Genomic DNA, 16,740 nt, shown 5'->3' on the forward strand with positions numbered 1-16,740 from the left:
GGTAGTTTCGCTGATGGATGGCGGCCGGCGCGCGCCATAGCATCGGACTCAGATAGCGCGGGGACGGGCCCTCTCCGCGGACGACTGTGACTGGAGGCACTTCGAAAGGACTTCTCATGACCAACCAAGAGCTGGCAGGAAGGCTCGTCGAACTATTCGGTGGGAAGGAGAACATCAAGGAGCTGATGCACTGTCAGACCCGCGTCCGTTTCCGCGTCTTCGACGAGTCGAAGATCGACCAGGACGCCATCAAGGCTCTCCCGGGCGTCTTCGGCATCGTGATCAAGGGAGGCCAGTACCAGGTGGTCGTGGGAGGTGAGGCGACCAACGTCTACAACGAGGTGGCGCTCATCACGGGCATCGGCGAGGATGCCAAGGTCGACGACCCCGACGCGGCGGCGCAGGATGCCGGCCTCGGCGAGAAGAAGGAGAGCGTCTTCGGTCGAGTCATCGACTTCATCTCCAACTGCTTCATCCCGATGATTCCGGCCCTCGTGGCAGCGGGCATGCTCAAGGTCGTCTACTCAATCGCGACGATCGCGGGGGTGCCCGCCGAGCTCGGGACCATGCAGATCCTGAACTTCGTCGCCGACTCGGGCTTCTACTTCATCCCCATCATCCTGGCAAACTCGGTGGCCAAGCAGCTGGGATGCAACCAGGCGGTCGCCATGGTGCTCGCGGGCGTCCTGTTGCATAACAACTGGCGCCTCATTGTCGCCGCTGGCGAGCCCATCGACTTCTTCGGTCTCGACGTCCCCCTCCTCAACTACAACCAGACGGTCGTGCCCATCTTCCTGACGATCTTCTTCCAGAAGTACGTGGAGAAGCTCATCAACAAGATTACCCCATCCGTGCTGAAGTCCGTCTTCGTCCCCTTCCTCACGGTTCTTGTCATCGCTCCCTTTGAGCTGCTCGTCTTTGGCCCGATTGGCGAGTACGTGAGCTCCGTGCTCTCCTACGCCGTCAACGCCATCTACGCCGTTGCCCCGTGGCTGCTCCCGATGATCGCGGGCGGGCTGACGCCCATCCTCGTCATGACGGGCACCCACCACGCGATGACGCCGATCATCTACACCAACTTCGCCGCGTTCGGGTACGACGCGACCATCTATCCGGGCATGTTCCTCTCCAACATCGCCCAGGGCGGGGCGACGCTCGGCGTCGCGGTGAGGACCGCCAACAAGAACACGCGATCCATCGCTGCCTCCACGGGCCTCTCCTGCATCCTGGGCATCACCGAGCCCGCCCTCTACGGCACCGAGCTTCGTCTCAAGCGCCCGCTCTACGCGGCGCTCATCGGAGGTGCGGTCGGCGGCCTGTACGTGGGCCTCATGAACGTCCGCTGCATGGTCCTCGGCAACCTCGGCATCTTCGGAATCGTCCAGTACATCACGAGCGACTACCCGATGAACATCGTCCACATCTGCATCGCGGTGCTCATCACCCTCGTGGTCTCGTTCGTGGTCTCGTTCCTCCTCGGCGCCTCCGACAAGTACGCAGAGTAGCGCACCGGGCTCCGTCGCGCGCCCCCTCGTGGCGGAGCCCACCCTCACGACGCGACAGGCACCAGACCTTGAAAGGGAAGAGATGGACAGAGAATTCGGCTCCGGGTCGTTTGGCACGTGGTTCAGCGACGAGGCGGGCCTCCCGGCGTATCGCTATACCTGTGACCAGTACCAGCTCCCCGAGGAGCTGCCGCTCGTCAACAAGGACTCCGTGTGGGGCGACTATCGGAACCACTGGAGCCAGATTGGAAACGACCGCATCATAGGGCTCACCTACAACTTCGGGTACGTGAAGATTCGCCAGGACGAGGGCGGCCCCAAGTTCGTCAACGACTGGGACCCCGAGCGCCGCCAGTATGCGGGAGGGTTCGGCTACTTCAGGGACGACGAGAGCTGCCTCTCGACGTTCTATCAGGAGCAGGAGGACTTCGAGCGCATCTTCGGGTGCGGCTACTTCACCAAGCGGGTCTCCGACGGGCGCCTCGGGGTCGAGCAGACCGTTTTCGCGCCCTATGGCGACGACCCCGCGCTCGTCTCGAGGGTCCGCGTGACCAACAACACCGACCACGTCGTGCGAGGGCGCTGGTTCGAGTACTGGGGCACCGAGCAGTACCAGATGAGCTACCGCCCCCTCAAGTACACCTACTACACGTCCGCGCGGCCCGACTACCACTACTACTTCCGCCGCGAGTTCGGGCGGAACTTCTCGCGGCACTTCCGGGGGCGAGAGGACGGGGCGAGGCTCGACCTGCGCTTCGACGGGTATCGCTACCCCGAGAGGGACGAGGAGCACGGCATTGCCTCGATTGACGAGGTGAACGGGCTCATCTGCCCGCGGGTGGGCGACCGCAACAACTTCGAGGACCTGACCCCTCCCTCCCTGTTCCTCGTGAAGCTCGACGGGGACTCCTCCCTCTCGATGCGTCATGCCTCGGCCTCCTTCTTCGCCAACAGGGACCTGCTGCGTCCGACGGGCGTCGACTCGGACGTCGATGAGGGCGACCCCGACTCCCTCATCGCCGTCAGCGAGCTCGAGATTGCCCCCGGGCAGACGGCTGAGATCAGCTTTCTCGTGGGGTACCTGCCCGAGAACGTGGACCTGGATGCCCTGGTGGCCAAGTACCGTGGCCACGTCGACGAGACATTCGCGCGCACGCTCGACCTCTGGTCGAAGGGGCAGACCACGATCGAGCTCCCGGAGGGCGACGAGGACGGCTGGCTCACGCGCGAGCTCGCCTGGCACAACTACTTCCTCCGCTCGTGCGTCACCTATGATCGTGCCCTTGGCGGCCACATCCTCAACCAGGGGTGCAACTACCAGTACATAGTCGGAAACCAGGTGTTCGTGCGCGACGTGGCGCAGCACCTCATGCCGCTCATCTACAGCGACCCGGGGCTTGCGAGAGAGCTCATCGACTACGAGTTGCGTATGGTCGACAGCACGGGCATGATCTTCGGCGGGATAACGGGCGACGGTGTCCTCGTCGATGATCCCCGCAACACCGACGGCCTCCCGCCGCACTACGTCATGTCCAACGCGGCCGGCGCCTCGGTGGGGGAGCCCCGTGAGGACGGTCGGCCGCCCATGGAGCAGCGCTACGACGACCAGGAGCTGTGGCCTCTGTGGGTCGTGTCCGAGTACGTGCTCGCGACCAAGGACCTCGGGTACCTCGACGAGGTCAAGACGGGGTACTTCTCGCTCAACAACGAGCCCAGGAAGGTGCTCGACATCCTGAAGCTCCTGTTCCGCTACACCCGCGACGAGGTGGGCGTGGGCAGGCACGGTCTCGTGCGCACCCTCTGGAACGACTGGTCGCGCGCGCTCCACCACAAGAAGGGCCGTCCCGTCCCGCCCGAGGACGCCCGGGACGCCTCGCGCATCGGCGAGAGCCTCTTCACCTCGTCGCTGGGAGCCTATTGCACGGAGGTGTTCGCCGACCTGCTCCATGAGATCGGTGACCCGATGGAAAACGAGGTCCGCTCGTATAGCGACGGCCTCAAGAAGGCCATAAACAGCGTCTGGAACGGCCGATGGGTGCAGCGCATCTGGGTGAGCGAGAACTACGGCTTCGTGGGTGACAGGGACGAGTTCTTCATGGAGGGCCAGCCCTGGACGCTCGTGTCGCGCACCCTGCCCGACGACCGGGCGCACACGCTCATCGACAACATGCGCGAGCTGGTCATGGACCCCTCGCCCATCGGCGCTGCAAAGCAGCGCGTCGCCCCCGACTTCGACGAGCCCGTCAACGACGGTTGGGTCTGGTGGTCGCTCAACGGACCCCTCATCTGGGGAATGGTTCCCTACGACCGAGACCTCGCTTATAAGGAGTACAAGAAGAACAGCCTGGCCAACCATGCCGACAAGTATCCTGACATCTGGTTCGGCATCTGGAGCGCGGACGACAACTACACCTCGTTCCTGGGGGAGTTCCCCGGGTACACGCGCTTCCGCGACGGCGTTCTCGAGAACAAGCGCGCCTATCTCGAGGGCCATCCCGAGCCCTTCGACCGGCCCGATGCCATCAACTTCCCCGTGGGGTGCGTCCACCCGCACGCCTGGCCCCTCTATGACGCCATCAGATTCCTGCGGCCCGCCTTCACGGCAGAGGGCGTCAGGATCTCCCCGGCGCTTCCCAAGGAGCGGTATCGGATCTGGTCGAACCTCATCGGCTACGAGCAGGACGAGGAGGGGATCGGGGGGCACTACCGGCCGGTCTGTTCCGGCGAGTACCGGGTCACGGTCGACGTCTCCGGCATGGGGAGGAGCTTCGAGCGGCTCGTGGTCAACGGCGAGGAGCGTCCCGTGAGGGTCGAGGGGGGCGAGGTGTCCTTCGTCGGCACGGCTGATGACGACCTCGTCTGGAGGCTCAGCTGACGGCTGCCGGAGCAAGGGGCTTCCCCGGAGTTGGGCGCCCACAACGAAGCAACGAGAGGAGTCGCATATGAGAAACGTCAGCAAGAGGGCGGCAGAGCTCATTGAGCCCATGAAGGGAGGCCTTATCGTCAGCTGCCAGACGCAGCCCGATGAGCCCATCTACACGCCTGGGATGTCCACCAAGTTCGCGGAGTGCGCGGAGTGGGCGGGCGCCGTGGGCATCAGGGCCAACTCCCCCGACCAGATTCGCGACATTAAGAAGCACGTCAAGCTCCCGGTCATCGGCCTCTGGAAGATCTGGCACGACGACACCGACGTCTTTATCACGCCTACCATGCGCGAGGTCGACGCCCTGGTCGAGGCCGGCGCGGACATCATCGCCCTGGACTGCACGGCGCAGAGGACCCATGAGGGAACCGTCGCCTGGGACCTCCTGCCCAAGGCCAAGGAGAAGTACCCCGACATGATTACCTTCGCCGACGTGTCCAACGTCGAGGAGGCTCGGCGTGCCGTCGCGAACGGGGCCGACATCGTCGCGCCCACGCTCTATGGCTACACGGCGGCTACCAGCAACATCGAGGGCGCCGACTATCGCATGTTCGCCCAGTTCTGCAGGGAGCTCGGGGATGACGCCTACGTCATGATGGAGGGGCACATCTACACTCCCGACGACGCGATGCGATGCGTCTTCCTCGGTGCCCACGCGGTCGTGGTGGGTTCGGCGATCACGCGGCCGCACTACACGGCGAAGCGCTTCGTTGACCTCCTCAGCGGATACCAGCACAACTGGCGCGACGTCGAGAAGGCAAAGCACGAGCAGCACGCCTAGCGGGCGGACGGGCGGCGCGCCGGTCCGCGGAGCGTCACCCACGAGGCGCGTCGTCTTGAAAGGGGAACACAGACATGGCGCACATCAACATCGATGGCGTTCAGAACGTCCAGGTATCAAAGCCAATTCCGTCGGAGAAGACGCCGCTGCAGCAGCTCGAGATCATGGAGCGCTACACCGAGACGTACCAGCGCTTCTCTGGGCTGGGCAAGGCCCGTCGCGAGGTCGAGTGCCTCAAGGTGATCTTCCCGACCATGTTCCGGCGCATCGAGGACGCCGACCTCATAGCCGGCCGTCTCGACTTTCTCCCCATCGGCTTCGGTTCGGTGACCTCCGTCGGTGGGGTGGGGCACTACTGCGTCTTCCACAAGCTCCGCGCGTTCAGGGAGCAGCTTGACACCGAGGAGCAGAGGGCGCGCGTTGACAGGCTCTACGACTTCTGGCAGGAGCACGATCTCAAGACGCTATACTGCCAGGACATTCTCGGTGACGCGACAACGGGCTTCTTCATGCAGTACGAGCCGCCCTACATGGCGACGGCGCGCCTCTCGGGCATGATGCTCGACTACAACAAGCTCGTACGCCTTGGCGTCGGGGGGATCGTCTCGCAGATCGACGACCGGCTGGACGGCTCCAGTGACGACGAGCGGGACTTCCTCGCCGCGTGCCGCGACGCGATGCTGCTCTTCCAGGACGTCATCGATCGCGAGGTGGAGCTCTGCGAGGAGGCCATGGAGGGGGCGAGCCCCGCTCGGAGGAGGGAGCTCGCGCTCATGCGCGACGACCTCGAAGCCGTGCGCACGAGGCCTCCCGAGACCTTCCACCAGGCGCTCCAGCTCTTCTGGCTCTATGCGCTGTGCGCCGGGTGCATAAACTACGGGCGACTCGACATCGTCCTCGGCCCCTTCCTCAAGCGCGACCTCGACTCCGGCGTCATCACGGACGACGACGCCTACCGCTACGTCAAGAGCCTGTGGACCATGATCGAGAACCGTCGCACCACGGTGAACGGGCGCGTCATCGTTGGGGGGAAGGGCCGTCCCGACGTTGAGGCGGCCGACCTGTTCGCGCGGGTCTGCCTGCGCGTCTGCAAGGATTGCCGCTACGTGGAGCCCCAGTTCACGCTGCGGTTCGACAGCGACACCCCGCAGGACATCATGGACATGGCCTATGACGCCATCGGTGCGGGGGCCACCTACCCGACCCTTTACAACGACGACGTCGAGGTACCGGCGGTCGAGTATGGCATGCGGGTCCCTCGTGAGGTCGCCGAGCAGTACGTCCCGTTCGGGTGCACCGAGTTCGTTATCCAGGGGAAGAGCGTTGGGACGCCCAACACCCTGCTCAACCTACTCAAGATTCTCCAAATCAGTCTCAACGGGGGGCATGACCCCTACGACGGGGTCGACAAGAGCGCTGGCGCGCAGGTCAGGCCCCTGGAGGAGCTCGACAGCTTCGAGAAGGTCTACGACAACTACTGCAGGGTCCTTGACCGGTACATGGACAAGTCTGTCGAGGACCAGTACCACTCCTATGAGGTCATGAACAGGGAGGTGAGCTTCCTGTTCACCTCCATCCTGATGGACGACTGCATCGAGCGTGGCCGCGCGCTTCTCGACGGTGGCGTGGAGATCCTCGGGGGGACCAACGAGACGTATGGCAACATCAACACCTCCGACTCCCTCTTCGCGATAAAGCGCCTTGTGTTCGACGAGGGGCGCTATACGCTCAAGCAGGTGGTCGACGCCTGCAATGACGACTTCCAGGGGCCGGGAGAGGAGCGGCTGCGCCTCGATCTGTGGCACTGCGACAAGTACGGAAACGACCTCGACGAGGTCGACGAAATGGCGAACAGGTGCTACGAGTACGTGGCCAAGGGCATCCGGGACCGGGGTATCGCCAAGGGGATGGGCTACTACCTCATCGTCATCTCAAACAACCAGACGAACACGGACTGGGGCCACATGACCGCCGCGAGCCCGGACGGGCGTCGCGCGGGGGTGTATCTCAACCCTGCGAACAACCCCCAGGGGGGCGCGGCGACAGGCGGACCCACCGCCATGCTCAACTCCCTCGCCAAGTTTGACGCGCGCTACCACGCCGGGAGCGTCCAGAACATCAAGTTCACCCCGCGCATGTTCAACCATGACCGGAAGAAGGTGAAGATGCTGTTTGACACCTACTTCAGGCGTGGCGGGTGCCATCTGATGGTGACGGTGTGCGACAAGGGCGAGCTCGAGGACGCCCAGATGCATCCCGAGAAGTACCCGGACCTCATCGTCCGCGTCGCCGGCTACAGCGCGGTCTTCGTCGACCTGCCGAAGGACGTGCAGGACGAGGTCATCTCCCGTACCCTCTGGGACTCCTAGGGGGCCGCGCGATGGGAGACGCCGACAAGACGATCACGGTCATGAACCTCGAGCGCTTTGCCACGCATGACGGGCCGGGCATACGTACCGCGGTCTTCGTCAAGGGGTGTCCTCTCCACTGTCCCTGGTGCGCGAACCCCGAGACCCAGTCGCTCGGTCCCGTCCACTTCGTTGATGGCGAGCGGTGCGTGGGCTGCGGGGAGTGCGCTCGCAGCTGCCCGAACGGCGCGATCTCCCTCGTGACGGAGGGCGGTCGCCGCCGCCCGCGGGTCGATCCCGCGCGTTGTTCCGGCTGTCGCGCGTGCGAGCGAGCTTGCCTGCGCGAGGCGATAGTGCTCCAGGGTCACGTGATGAGCGTCGGGGAGGTGCTCTCCGTCGCTGAGCGCGACCGCGACTACTATGAGGCGTCGGGTGGGGGCGTCACGCTCAGCGGCGGGGAGCCGCTCATGTTTGCCGACACGGCCCTCGCGTTTCTCCGCGAGGCGCGTGTCCGCGGCCTTGACACGGCGGTTGAGACCACCGGGAATGTCGCGTTCGAGACGCTGAGAGCCGTCGAGCCCTATGTCGACCACTTTCTCTATGACGTGAAGTCCCTCGACGAGAGTTCACTCAGGAATGTGGTCGGGGGGAGCGTGAAGCTGAACCAGGAGGGGCTCCGCTGGCTCGCCGCGCGCTGTCCTGACAAGATCAACGCTCGCGTGGCCGTCATTCCCGGGTTCAACTTCGATGACGAGGAGCTGAAGGGGATCATCGACTGGCTGTGGGAGATTGGGGTGCGTCGCGTCAACCTGCTGCCCTATCACACCCTCGGTCTGGGGAAGTACGCGAAGCTGGGAAGGGACTACGCATGCTCGAGGAGCTCGCTCAGAGACGAGGACCTCGAGGAGCTGCACGAGTATGCCCTCTCGCGGGGAATGGAATCGAAGGTCGGGGCGTAGCCTGCGAGCCGACCGCAGGAATCACGAGCTGAGACAAGGGGAGGAAGAAATGGGCCTGTTCGACAGAGTGAGGCAGCGACTCCGTCCCACCGAGGGGAGCGTTGCTGTGGTGACGTCCAAGACCCCGGGCACGGTCTTCTCGCCGACTCCGGGCACGATCGTGCCCCTGTGCCAGACGCCTGACCCGGCGTTCAGCGAGGGGATGCTGGGCCAGGGGTGCGGCATCCGACCGGATGCGGGCGTGGTGTACGCTCCGGTCGACGGGGTGGTCGCGTTCACCACGGAGACCAACCACGCCATCGGCTTTACCTCGGATGATGGGATAGAGGTGCTGATTCACATCGGAATCGACACCGTCAAGATGAAGGGGCGCGGGTTTGCCCGTCGCGTCGAGGCAAACGAGCGCGTGCGCTCGGGCGCTCCCGTCATGACCTTCTCACGCGAGGCGATTGCCACGGCGGGCTATGACGATATGGTGTTCTGCGTGGTCGCCAACACGGACGCCTTTCGTGAGGTTACCCTAGAGGCCGATGGGCATGCCGATGCGGGCTCTGACCTCCTACGGGTGAGCCGGTAGCGGCTGCCGCCCGCGGGGCTTCGAGAGGGGGCGCCCATGCTGCGGATAGGACATGGCTTTGACGTTCACGCGTTCGCCGAGGGGCGTCGCCTCGTGCTGGGCGGCGTCGACGTGCCCGCGGAGCGCGGCCTCGCGGGCCACTCGGATGCGGACGTCGTGGCGCACGCGCTCATGGATGCCGTGCTCGGAGCGCTGCGCGAGGGCGATATCGGCAAGCTCTTCCCCGACACGGACCCGGCCTACGAGGGCGCCGACTCGCTCGCGCTGATGCGTCGCGTGGCAGAGCTCGCCCACAGCCGAGGCTGGCGCGTGGCGGACGCCGACTGCACCATTGCGGCGCAGGCGCCCAAGCTCGCCCCCTATCGAGAGCAGATGCGTGCCAACATGGCCGCGGCCCTCGGCGTTCCCGCCGAGGCGGTGGGAGTCAAGGCCACTACGACGGAGCGGCTCGGTTTCGTGGGGCGCGAGGAGGGGATCGCGGCGTGGGCCGTCGTCCTGCTTGAGCGCCTGGAGCCCTAGCTCGGCCCGCGCCGGCCCCGGCGCTATACTGGTCAGACAACGTATCCGAGACGCCAAGGAGCAAGCATGCTCGTCTATAACAGCCAGACGCACAAGAAGGAGGAGCTTACCCCCATCGAGGAGGGCAAGATCCGGATGTACGTCTGCGGCCCCACGGTCTACGACCAGATTCACATCGGCAACGCGCGGACGTTCCTCGCGTTTGACGTGATTCGTCGCTACCTCATGTACAAGGGCTATGCCGTCACCTTTGCCCAGAACCTCACGGACGTGGACGACAAGATCATCAACCGCGCCAACGAGGAGGGCAAGACCGCCGCGGAGGTCGCCGAGGAGTGCTCTGCCGCCTTTATCGAGCAGATGCACCGCTTCGGCGTGCTCGACCCCGACATCCGCCCGCGCGCAACGCGCGAGATCGAGGCCATGCAGGAGATGATCGCGCTTCTCATCGAGCGGGGCCATGCCTACCCGGTGCCGTCCGGCGACGTCTACTTCTCCGTGCGCTCCGACCACAGCTACGGCGTCCTCTCCGGCCGCGACCTCGACCAGATGCGCGCCGGCGAGCGCGTGGAGGTCAACGACGAGAAGCGCGACCCCTTCGACTTTGCCCTCTGGAAGGCCGCGAAGCCCGGCGAGCCCAGCTGGCCCTCCCCGTGGGGGGACGGCCGCCCCGGCTGGCATACCGAGTGCTGCGCGATGATCCACCGCTATCTGGGCACCCCGATCGACATTCACGGCGGCGGCGCCGACCTCGTCTTCCCGCACCACGAGAACGAGACCGCCCAGGCCATGTGCGCCTGGGACGCCGCGCTCGCCAACACCTGGATGCACACGGGAATGCTTCGCGTCGACGGCGAGAAGATGTCCAAGAGCCTCGGCAACTTCTACACGCTCAAGGAGGTGCTCGACAAGTATCCCGCCGACGCCGTGCGCCTGCTCATGCTGCAGACCCACTATCGGGCGCCGCTCGACTTCTCCTTCGACCGGCTCGATGGCGTGTGCGGCACCCTCGAGCGTCTCCAGAACTGCGTGAAGAACCTGCGCTGGGCGGCCGAGCGCGCCCCGCAGGACGGCGAGCTCAACGACGCCGACCGCGCGCTCGGCCGCGCCATCGACGCCGCGCGCGAGGAGTTCTGCCGCCAGATGGACGACGACTTCAACACCGCGGGCGGCCTCGCCGCGATCTTCTCGCTCGTGACCGACGCCAACACCTACCTGGCCGATGCCGCCGACGATACCTCGACGGCCGTGACCCTGCGCGCCGCCGACATGCTCTGCGAGCTCGCCGATGTCATGGGCATCGAGCTGCCCCGCACCGCCGGGAACGACGACCTGCCGGCCGAGCTCGTCGACCTTGCGCGCGAGCAGGCCGGATATGAGGGCGACGCCCCCTCCGAGGCCGCCGAGGCCCTTCTCGCCGCGCGCCAGCAGGCACGTGCCGAGAAGAACTGGGGCGTGGCCGACGCCATCCGCGACGGCATCACCGCCCTTGGCCTCGTGGTCGAGGACACCGCCGCGGGCGCCCGCCTGCGCCGCAAGGAGTAGGCGCCATGGCGAAGAACCAGTCCAGGACCCCGGGCCGCGACGTCCGCGGCGGCAAGGGCAAAGGCGCGCGGCCCATGAGGACGGGCCCGGGCAAGGGCCGCGGCGGACGTCCCCTCAAAAGAGGTCCGCAGGGCGAGAAGGCCCGCGGGCAGCGTCTCGCGCCGCGTCGCGACGCACGCGACCGGGGAGACCTCATCGAGGGCCGTCGTGCCGTCGAGGAGGCGCTCGGATGCGGCATGCCGCTGAGGAGCGCCCTCGTGCAGGAGCGCTCCGGCGAGCGTGACCAGGCGCTCGAAAGGATCGCCGCGCGCCTGGAGGATGCCGGCGTCCCCGTGGAGCGGGTGCCGCGGGGCCGGCTCGATGCGCTGTCGAGCCACGGCGCGCACCAGGGCGTCGTGGTGCGTACGCGCCCCTTTGAGTATGCCGAGCTCGCCGACGTGATTGCCGCGGCGGGGGAGGGCGACGCCCTCGTCGTGGTGCTTGATCACGTGACCGACCAGGGCAACTTCGGGGCCATCGTGCGCACGGCCGAGGTCGTGGGCGCGGCGGGCGTCGTCGTTGCCAAGGCGAGGAGCGCCTCTGTGGGCGTGGGCGCCTACAAGACCTCCGCCGGCGCCGTCATGCACCTGCCCATCGCGCAGGTGCCCAACCTCGCCCGTGCCATCGAGGATCTGCAGGGGGCGGGATTCTGGGCCTGCGCCGCAACCGAGCATGCCGAGCAGGACGTCTGGCACGCCCCCATGGGCGGCCGCCTGGCACTGGTCATGGGCTCCGAGGGTGAGGGCATCTCACGGCTGGTGTCCGAGAAGTGCGACTTCGCGTGCCGCCTTCCGCAGCGCGGCCGCGTGGAGTCGCTGAACGTCGCCCAGGCCACGACCGTGCTCTGCTACGAGTGGCTGCGGCGCGTCGAGACGGGCGGCGCGGATGCCTAGCCCGGAGGGTTCCCGCGAGCTGCTCGTGGTGGACGGCTACAACGTGATCTTCAAGTCGGCCCGCTATCTAGCCCGCATGGACGAGACCGTCGCGGGCGACCCCTTCGAGCAGGCGCGCGACCTGCTCGTCGCCGACGTGGCGGCATATGCCAAGGGGCGCTACGAGCCCGTGATCGTGTTCGACGCCGCGGGCAACGTCTCCCCGGAGCGGCCCGACCTCTCAAAGGCCGGCGTGCGCATGGTCTTCTCGCGCACCGGCGAGTCTGCGGACGCGGTCATAGAGCGGCTCGTGACCGAGCAGCGCCTGCTGCCGCGCGCCGTGACCGTGGTGACCTCGGATCGCACGATCCGCGCGACGGTGGGCGGCGTGCCCGTGACGCGGATCTCGAGCGACGTCCTCGTCGCCGACGTGAACCAGCTGGCCGCGGAGTACGAGAGGGCCAACGCCGAGCGGCAGACGCAGCACATGCGCCTGGAGGACCGCATCGACCCTGCCGCACGCGAGAAGCTCTGGCGCATGCTGCGCGGGTGACCCCCGGCGCCCCCTCCTCGGGCCCGGCGCTCACTCGTTGCCAGCACTTGCGAGTGCCGGCCGAGCCGACGCTTCGGGCGGGCACTTCTCGCCAAACGACAGGAATAAGCCAGCACTCGATGTCATGGGCCGCCGCTTCAGCCCGCACTCCCGGCAGGCACCCACGTGTGCTTGCCCGGGGCACGAAGAGGGCTGGATAGATGAGCCGCGGCGCGAGAGCGGCGAGAAGAACGCACTTCTCGTCGCACGGCCAACCCGCTATCATGTACAGACACGCCGGCATGGCTCAATGGCAGAGCAACGGTTTTGTAAACCGTGGGTTGGGGGTTCGACTCCCTCTGCCGGCTCCAGAAACGTTTCGAGGCCGTTGCGTCATGCGCAGCGGCCTCGCTGCGTTTATCGACCTATGAGTGAATGCCCTGACCTGCGGATGTGTGCAACTCGTGAGTATGGAGACGCCCGGATACGGGGTATACGTTGACAAGTTTTTTTCTCCGGCGTAATCTATCTTCCGCTCGCAGGGGAGAAAGCGCCTTGTGGGTGGCTGAAAACGGAATGGGGATGTGGCACAGCGGCAACTGCGGCGGACTGTAAATCCGCTCCCTCTGGGTTCCTTGGTTCGAGTCCAAGCATCCCCACCATTCGCCCGTGTAGCTCAGTCGGTAGAGCACTTCGTTGGTAACGAAGAGGTCACCGGTTCAAATCCGGTCGCGGGCTCCATTCCCTCTTTCAGTCGCACGGCACCACGCCGGTGTAGCTCAGTTGGTTAGAGCACGCGGCTCATACCCGCGATGTCACTGGTTCGAGTCCAGTCACCGGTACCAGAGTTCTTAGCGGCGCTTCGGCGCCGCTTACCATAAGAACGCGTTAGCACTACGGGATGGCCGAACAGGTTGGTTCCAAAAGGAGGATGGCAATGGCCAAGGAGAAGTTCGATCGTTCTAAGCCCCACGTAAACATCGGTACGATTGGTCACGTCGACCACGGCAAGACCACCACGACCGCGGCCATCACCAAGGTCCTCTCTGAGACCGAGGGCTGCAAGGCCGACTACACCGCCTTCGAGAACATCGACAAGGCTCCCGAGGAGCGTCAGCGCGGCATCACCATTAACGTTGCCCACATCGAGTATGAGACCTGGGAGCGTCACTACGCTCACGTCGACTGCCCGGGCCACGCCGACTACATCAAGAACATGATTTCCGGCGCTGCTCAGATGGACGGCGCGATCCTGGTCATCGCCGCCACCGACGGCCCCATGGCCCAGACCCGCGAGCACATCCTTCTCGCCCGCCAGGTCGGCGTCCCCTACATCATCGTCTTCCTGAACAAATGCGACATGGTTGACGACGAGGAGCTCATCGACCTCGTTGAGATGGAGACCCGTGACCTCCTCTCCGAGTACGGCTTCCCCGGAGACGACCTGCCCATCATCCGCGGCTCTGGCCTCGGCGCCCTCAACGGCGAGCAGAAGTGGGTCGACTCCATCATCGAGCTCATGCACGCCGTCGACGAGTACATCCCGACCCCGCCGCGTGACAACGACAAGCCGTTCCTGATGGCCATCGAGGACGTCATGACCATCTCCGGCCGCGGCACCGTCGCTACCGGCCGTGTTGAGCGTGGCCAGCTCAAGCTCAACGACCCCGTCGAGATTGTCGGCATCCGTGAGAAGCAGACCTCCGTTGCCACCGGCATCGAGATGTTCCGCAAGACCATGGACTTCTGCGAGGCTGGCGACAACGTCGGCATCCTTCTCCGCGGCATCAAGCGCGAGGACATCGAGCGCGGCCAGGTCATCTGCAAGCCGGGCTCCGTCCAGCCGCACAAGAAGTTCACCGGTGAGATCTACGTCCTGACCAAGGAGGAGGGCGGCCGTCACACCCCGTTCTTCGCCGGCTATCGTCCGCAGTTCTACTTCCGTACCACGGACATCACGGGCGACATCCAGGAGCTCACCGACTCCAACGGCACCAAGGTCGAGATGGCCATGCCGGGCGACCACGTGACCATCACCGCCGAGCTCATCCACGCCATCGCCATGGAGCAGGGCGACAAGTTCGCCATCCGTGAGGGCGGCCACACCGTCGGCGACGGCCGTATCTCCACCATCATCGAGTAGCTTCCCAGGAAGAGACTCATGGACCCGGTGCCTCCCGGTACCGGGTCCTTTTTTCGCTCGATCCCGTCAAGTTATTTGACGTTTTTGTGATTCGCTCTTCTCGCTTTGTGTGAGGTTGACAGAATGGCTGCGGTACTGGTAGTGTTTACCACCGCACCGCGTTCGAGGGAAACTCCCTCCAACGAGAAGCTCTTCAGGAGGATCAATGCGTACTCTAGTTACCCTCGCGTGCACCGAGTGCAAGCGCCGCAACTACACCACGGACAAGAACAAGTCCAACAACCCGGACCGTATGCAGCTCAAGAAGTACTGCCCGTGGTGCAAGAAGCACACGCTTCACAGGGAGACCCGCTAACTAGGTGGGTTTTCATCACAGGCCAGTAGCTCCAATGGTAGAGCGGCGGTCTCCAAAACCGTTTGTTGAGGGTTCGAGTCCTTCCTGGCCTGCCAGATTTCACCACCGGCTTTCCCTTCGGGGATAGCCGGTTTCCATGTAAGGCCCGTTTCTAGGAGTCGACGGATGGCGAACAAGGACCGTAACAAGAGGAGCGTCCGCAAGGCCCGTGCCGAGGAGCGCGCACGCGTCGAGGCCGCTCAGGCCGCCTCTGCGCAGGGTTCTGACGGCTCCGACGGCAAGAAGCCGGCCAAGGGGGTCGTCAAGGCCGAGAAGAAGCCCGCGAAGAATGACGAGAAGAAGTCGGACAAGAGGCCCGGCCCCTTCCGTCGTCTGCGGAACTACCTTGGTGACGTGCGCTCCGAGATGCGCCGCGTGGTGTGGCCCTCTCGCGACGAGCTCATGAGCTACTCGGTGGCCATCATCGCCATGCTCATCGTCTTTGGCATCGTCATCTGGCTCGTTGACTCCGGCATCGTCGCCGCTCTTATCGGCTTCACTGGTCTCAGGGGGTAGGCATGGCTAAGCGTTGGTACGTGATTCACACCTACTCTGGTTACGAGAACAAGGTCAAGGCTGACCTCGAGCACCGCATCGAGACCTATGGCCTTGAGGACAAGGTTGTCGACATCCAGATTCCGACCGAGGAGGTCACGGAGATCAAGGACGGCGGCAAGCGTGAGACCAAGGAGTCCAAGGTCTTCCCGAGCTATGTCCTTGTCCGCATGGAGGTTGACGACAACACGTGGGCCGTGGTGCGCAACACCCCGGGCGTGACGGGCTTCGTGGGGCTTGACGGCAAGCCGACCCCGCTTCGTCGTGACGAGTTTGACAAGATCATGCGTCGTGGCGGCTCCCGGGGCACCACGACGGCCGTCCCCAAGCGCGTCGCCACCAACCTCGAGGTCGGGCAGTCGGTCCACGTGCTCTCCGGCCCGCTCGCCGACTTCGACGGCCAGATCTCTGAGGTCATGCCCGAGTCCGGAAAGGTCAAGGTCATGCTCACCATCTTTGGCCGCGAGACCCCCGTCGAGCTCACGCTCGACCAGATTTCCGTCATCGCCTAACGGAGTTCCCGCCCGTCCGGTATCGGTGAGGATAGCTTCTCGGACGCGGCGCACACATAGTACGACCCGATACGTCTTCAAGGAGTAGAACCATGGCAAAGAAGAAGGTCACTGCCTTCATCAAGCTTCAGATTCCGGCCGGTGCGGCCAACCCCGCGCCTCCCGTCGGCCCCGCCCTCGGTGCCGCCCAGGTCAACATCATGCAGTTCTGCCAGGCCTTCAACGCCGCCACGCAGGACAAGCAGGGCGACATCATCCCCGTCGAGATCACCGTCTACGAGGATCGCTCCTTCGACTTCGTCTGCAAGACCCCGCCCGCGGCGCAGCTCATCAAGAAGGAGCTCGGCCTCAAGAGCGGCTCCGGCGTCCCCCAGCGCGACAAGGTCGGCCAGCTCACCCAGGAGCAGCTGACCAAGATCGCCGAGATCAAGATGCCGGACCTCAACGCCAACGACATCGAGGCCGCCAAGAAGATCGTCGCCGGCACCGCCCGCTCCATGGGCGTCACCATCGCCGAGTAGCGTTTCGTGCGTGCA

At 65.2% G+C, this 16,740-nt stretch carries 15 protein-coding genes and 5 tRNA genes; all 20 read left to right on the forward strand.

Features of this window, described 5'->3' with window-relative positions:
* Nucleotides 1–116 precede the first annotated feature (116 nt).
* On the forward strand, nucleotides 117–1,505 hold the full coding sequence (locus BQ7391_RS02820) for a PTS transporter subunit EIIC (RefSeq protein WP_075279211.1): 1,389 nt from the start codon (nucleotides 117–119) through the stop codon (nucleotides 1,503–1,505).
* Between the two features lie 82 nt (nucleotides 1,506–1,587).
* Complete coding sequence (locus BQ7391_RS02825) at nucleotides 1,588–4,380, forward strand: GH36-type glycosyl hydrolase domain-containing protein (protein ID WP_075279212.1); 2,793 nt, start codon at nucleotides 1,588–1,590, stop codon at nucleotides 4,378–4,380.
* 67 nt (nucleotides 4,381–4,447) lie between these two features.
* Nucleotides 4,448–5,209 carry an N-acetylmannosamine-6-phosphate 2-epimerase gene (locus tag BQ7391_RS02830; RefSeq protein ID WP_075279213.1) on the forward strand — a complete coding sequence of 254 codons (762 nt, stop codon included), beginning with the start codon at nucleotides 4,448–4,450 and terminating at the stop codon, nucleotides 5,207–5,209.
* A gap of 74 nt (nucleotides 5,210–5,283) precedes the next feature.
* Nucleotides 5,284–7,578 (forward strand): pyruvate formate lyase family protein, encoded by a 2,295-nt coding sequence (locus tag BQ7391_RS02835; RefSeq protein WP_075279214.1) that lies wholly within the window; start codon nucleotides 5,284–5,286, stop codon nucleotides 7,576–7,578.
* 11 nt (nucleotides 7,579–7,589) lie between these two features.
* Nucleotides 7,590–8,516, forward strand: a complete 927-nt coding sequence (locus BQ7391_RS02840) for a glycyl-radical enzyme activating protein (protein ID WP_075279215.1) — start codon at nucleotides 7,590–7,592, stop codon at nucleotides 8,514–8,516.
* Nucleotides 8,517–8,565: 49 nt separating this feature from the next.
* Entirely contained in the window at nucleotides 8,566–9,093 is a 528-nt protein-coding gene (locus BQ7391_RS02845; protein WP_075279216.1) for a PTS sugar transporter subunit IIA, read from the forward strand.
* 36 nt (nucleotides 9,094–9,129) lie between these two features.
* A complete protein-coding gene (gene ispF / locus BQ7391_RS02850; RefSeq protein WP_075279217.1) occupies nucleotides 9,130–9,612 on the forward strand; it encodes a 2-C-methyl-D-erythritol 2,4-cyclodiphosphate synthase in 483 nt (160 codons plus the stop codon).
* Nucleotides 9,613–9,678: 66 nt separating this feature from the next.
* A complete protein-coding gene (cysS, locus tag BQ7391_RS02855) occupies nucleotides 9,679–11,157 on the forward strand; it encodes a cysteine--tRNA ligase (protein WP_075279218.1) in 1,479 nt (492 codons plus the stop codon).
* Nucleotides 11,158–11,162: 5 nt separating this feature from the next.
* The gene (gene rlmB / locus BQ7391_RS02860; protein ID WP_075279219.1) at nucleotides 11,163–12,089 is read left to right on the forward strand and encodes a 23S rRNA (guanosine(2251)-2'-O)-methyltransferase RlmB; all 927 of its coding nucleotides are present in this window, start codon (nucleotides 11,163–11,165) and stop codon (nucleotides 12,087–12,089) included.
* Nucleotides 12,082–12,621, forward strand: a complete 540-nt coding sequence (locus BQ7391_RS02865; protein WP_075279220.1) for an NYN domain-containing protein — start codon at nucleotides 12,082–12,084, stop codon at nucleotides 12,619–12,621. The genes rlmB and BQ7391_RS02865 overlap by 8 nt, the downstream gene beginning before the upstream one ends.
* A 275-nt stretch (nucleotides 12,622–12,896) precedes the next feature.
* Nucleotides 12,897–12,971: transfer RNA gene (locus BQ7391_RS02870), tRNA-Thr, on the forward strand.
* Between the two features lie 207 nt (nucleotides 12,972–13,178).
* Nucleotides 13,179–13,262 (forward strand) — tRNA-Tyr (locus BQ7391_RS02875).
* 3 nt (nucleotides 13,263–13,265) lie between these two features.
* Nucleotides 13,266–13,341 (forward strand) — tRNA-Thr (locus BQ7391_RS02880).
* A gap of 27 nt (nucleotides 13,342–13,368) precedes the next feature.
* A tRNA-Met gene (locus BQ7391_RS02885) sits at nucleotides 13,369–13,445 on the forward strand.
* A gap of 92 nt (nucleotides 13,446–13,537) precedes the next feature.
* Nucleotides 13,538–14,743 carry an elongation factor Tu gene (gene tuf, locus BQ7391_RS02890; protein ID WP_075279221.1) on the forward strand — a complete coding sequence of 402 codons (1,206 nt, stop codon included), beginning with the start codon at nucleotides 13,538–13,540 and terminating at the stop codon, nucleotides 14,741–14,743.
* Between the two features lie 205 nt (nucleotides 14,744–14,948).
* Entirely contained in the window at nucleotides 14,949–15,098 is a 150-nt protein-coding gene (gene rpmG / locus BQ7391_RS02895) for a 50S ribosomal protein L33 (RefSeq protein ID WP_075279222.1), read from the forward strand.
* Between the two features lie 19 nt (nucleotides 15,099–15,117).
* Nucleotides 15,118–15,193 (forward strand) — tRNA-Trp (locus BQ7391_RS02900).
* Between the two features lie 70 nt (nucleotides 15,194–15,263).
* Nucleotides 15,264–15,653 (forward strand): preprotein translocase subunit SecE, encoded by a 390-nt coding sequence (secE, locus tag BQ7391_RS02905; RefSeq protein ID WP_075279223.1) that lies wholly within the window; start codon nucleotides 15,264–15,266, stop codon nucleotides 15,651–15,653.
* A 2-nt stretch (nucleotides 15,654–15,655) separates the two neighbouring features.
* Complete coding sequence (nusG, locus tag BQ7391_RS02910) at nucleotides 15,656–16,204, forward strand: transcription termination/antitermination protein NusG (protein WP_075279224.1); 549 nt, start codon at nucleotides 15,656–15,658, stop codon at nucleotides 16,202–16,204.
* A 92-nt stretch (nucleotides 16,205–16,296) separates the two neighbouring features.
* Nucleotides 16,297–16,725: a 50S ribosomal protein L11 gene (rplK, locus tag BQ7391_RS02915; RefSeq protein ID WP_075279225.1), complete on the forward strand. Its 429-nt coding sequence runs from the start codon at nucleotides 16,297–16,299 to the stop codon at nucleotides 16,723–16,725.
* Nucleotides 16,726–16,740: the final 15 nt, after the last annotated feature.

This window comes from Thermophilibacter provencensis, assembly GCF_900128445.1.
Classification (GTDB): domain Bacteria; phylum Actinomycetota; class Coriobacteriia; order Coriobacteriales; family Atopobiaceae; genus Thermophilibacter; species Thermophilibacter provencensis.

Excerpts from the sequence above, each read along its gene's own strand:
- BQ7391_RS02820 (WP_075279211.1), top strand. The coding sequence starts at position 117 with ATGACCAACCAAGAGCTGGCAGGAAGGCTCGTCGAACTATTCGGTGGG.
- BQ7391_RS02825 (WP_075279212.1), top strand. The coding sequence starts at position 1,588 with ATGGACAGAGAATTCGGCTCCGGGTCGTTTGGCACGTGGTTCAGCGAC.
- BQ7391_RS02830 (WP_075279213.1), top strand. The coding sequence starts at position 4,448 with ATGAGAAACGTCAGCAAGAGGGCGGCAGAGCTCATTGAGCCCATGAAG.
- BQ7391_RS02835 (WP_075279214.1), top strand. The coding sequence starts at position 5,284 with ATGGCGCACATCAACATCGATGGCGTTCAGAACGTCCAGGTATCAAAG.
- BQ7391_RS02840 (WP_075279215.1), top strand. The coding sequence starts at position 7,590 with ATGGGAGACGCCGACAAGACGATCACGGTCATGAACCTCGAGCGCTTT.
- BQ7391_RS02845 (WP_075279216.1), top strand. The coding sequence starts at position 8,566 with ATGGGCCTGTTCGACAGAGTGAGGCAGCGACTCCGTCCCACCGAGGGG.
- ispF (WP_075279217.1), top strand. The coding sequence starts at position 9,130 with ATGCTGCGGATAGGACATGGCTTTGACGTTCACGCGTTCGCCGAGGGG.
- cysS (WP_075279218.1), top strand. The coding sequence starts at position 9,679 with ATGCTCGTCTATAACAGCCAGACGCACAAGAAGGAGGAGCTTACCCCC.
- rlmB (WP_075279219.1), top strand. The coding sequence starts at position 11,163 with ATGGCGAAGAACCAGTCCAGGACCCCGGGCCGCGACGTCCGCGGCGGC.
- BQ7391_RS02865 (WP_075279220.1), top strand. The coding sequence starts at position 12,082 with ATGCCTAGCCCGGAGGGTTCCCGCGAGCTGCTCGTGGTGGACGGCTAC.
- tuf (WP_075279221.1), top strand. The coding sequence starts at position 13,538 with ATGGCCAAGGAGAAGTTCGATCGTTCTAAGCCCCACGTAAACATCGGT.
- rpmG (WP_075279222.1), top strand. The coding sequence starts at position 14,949 with ATGCGTACTCTAGTTACCCTCGCGTGCACCGAGTGCAAGCGCCGCAAC.
- secE (WP_075279223.1), top strand. The coding sequence starts at position 15,264 with ATGGCGAACAAGGACCGTAACAAGAGGAGCGTCCGCAAGGCCCGTGCC.
- nusG (WP_075279224.1), top strand. The coding sequence starts at position 15,656 with ATGGCTAAGCGTTGGTACGTGATTCACACCTACTCTGGTTACGAGAAC.
- rplK (WP_075279225.1), top strand. The coding sequence starts at position 16,297 with ATGGCAAAGAAGAAGGTCACTGCCTTCATCAAGCTTCAGATTCCGGCC.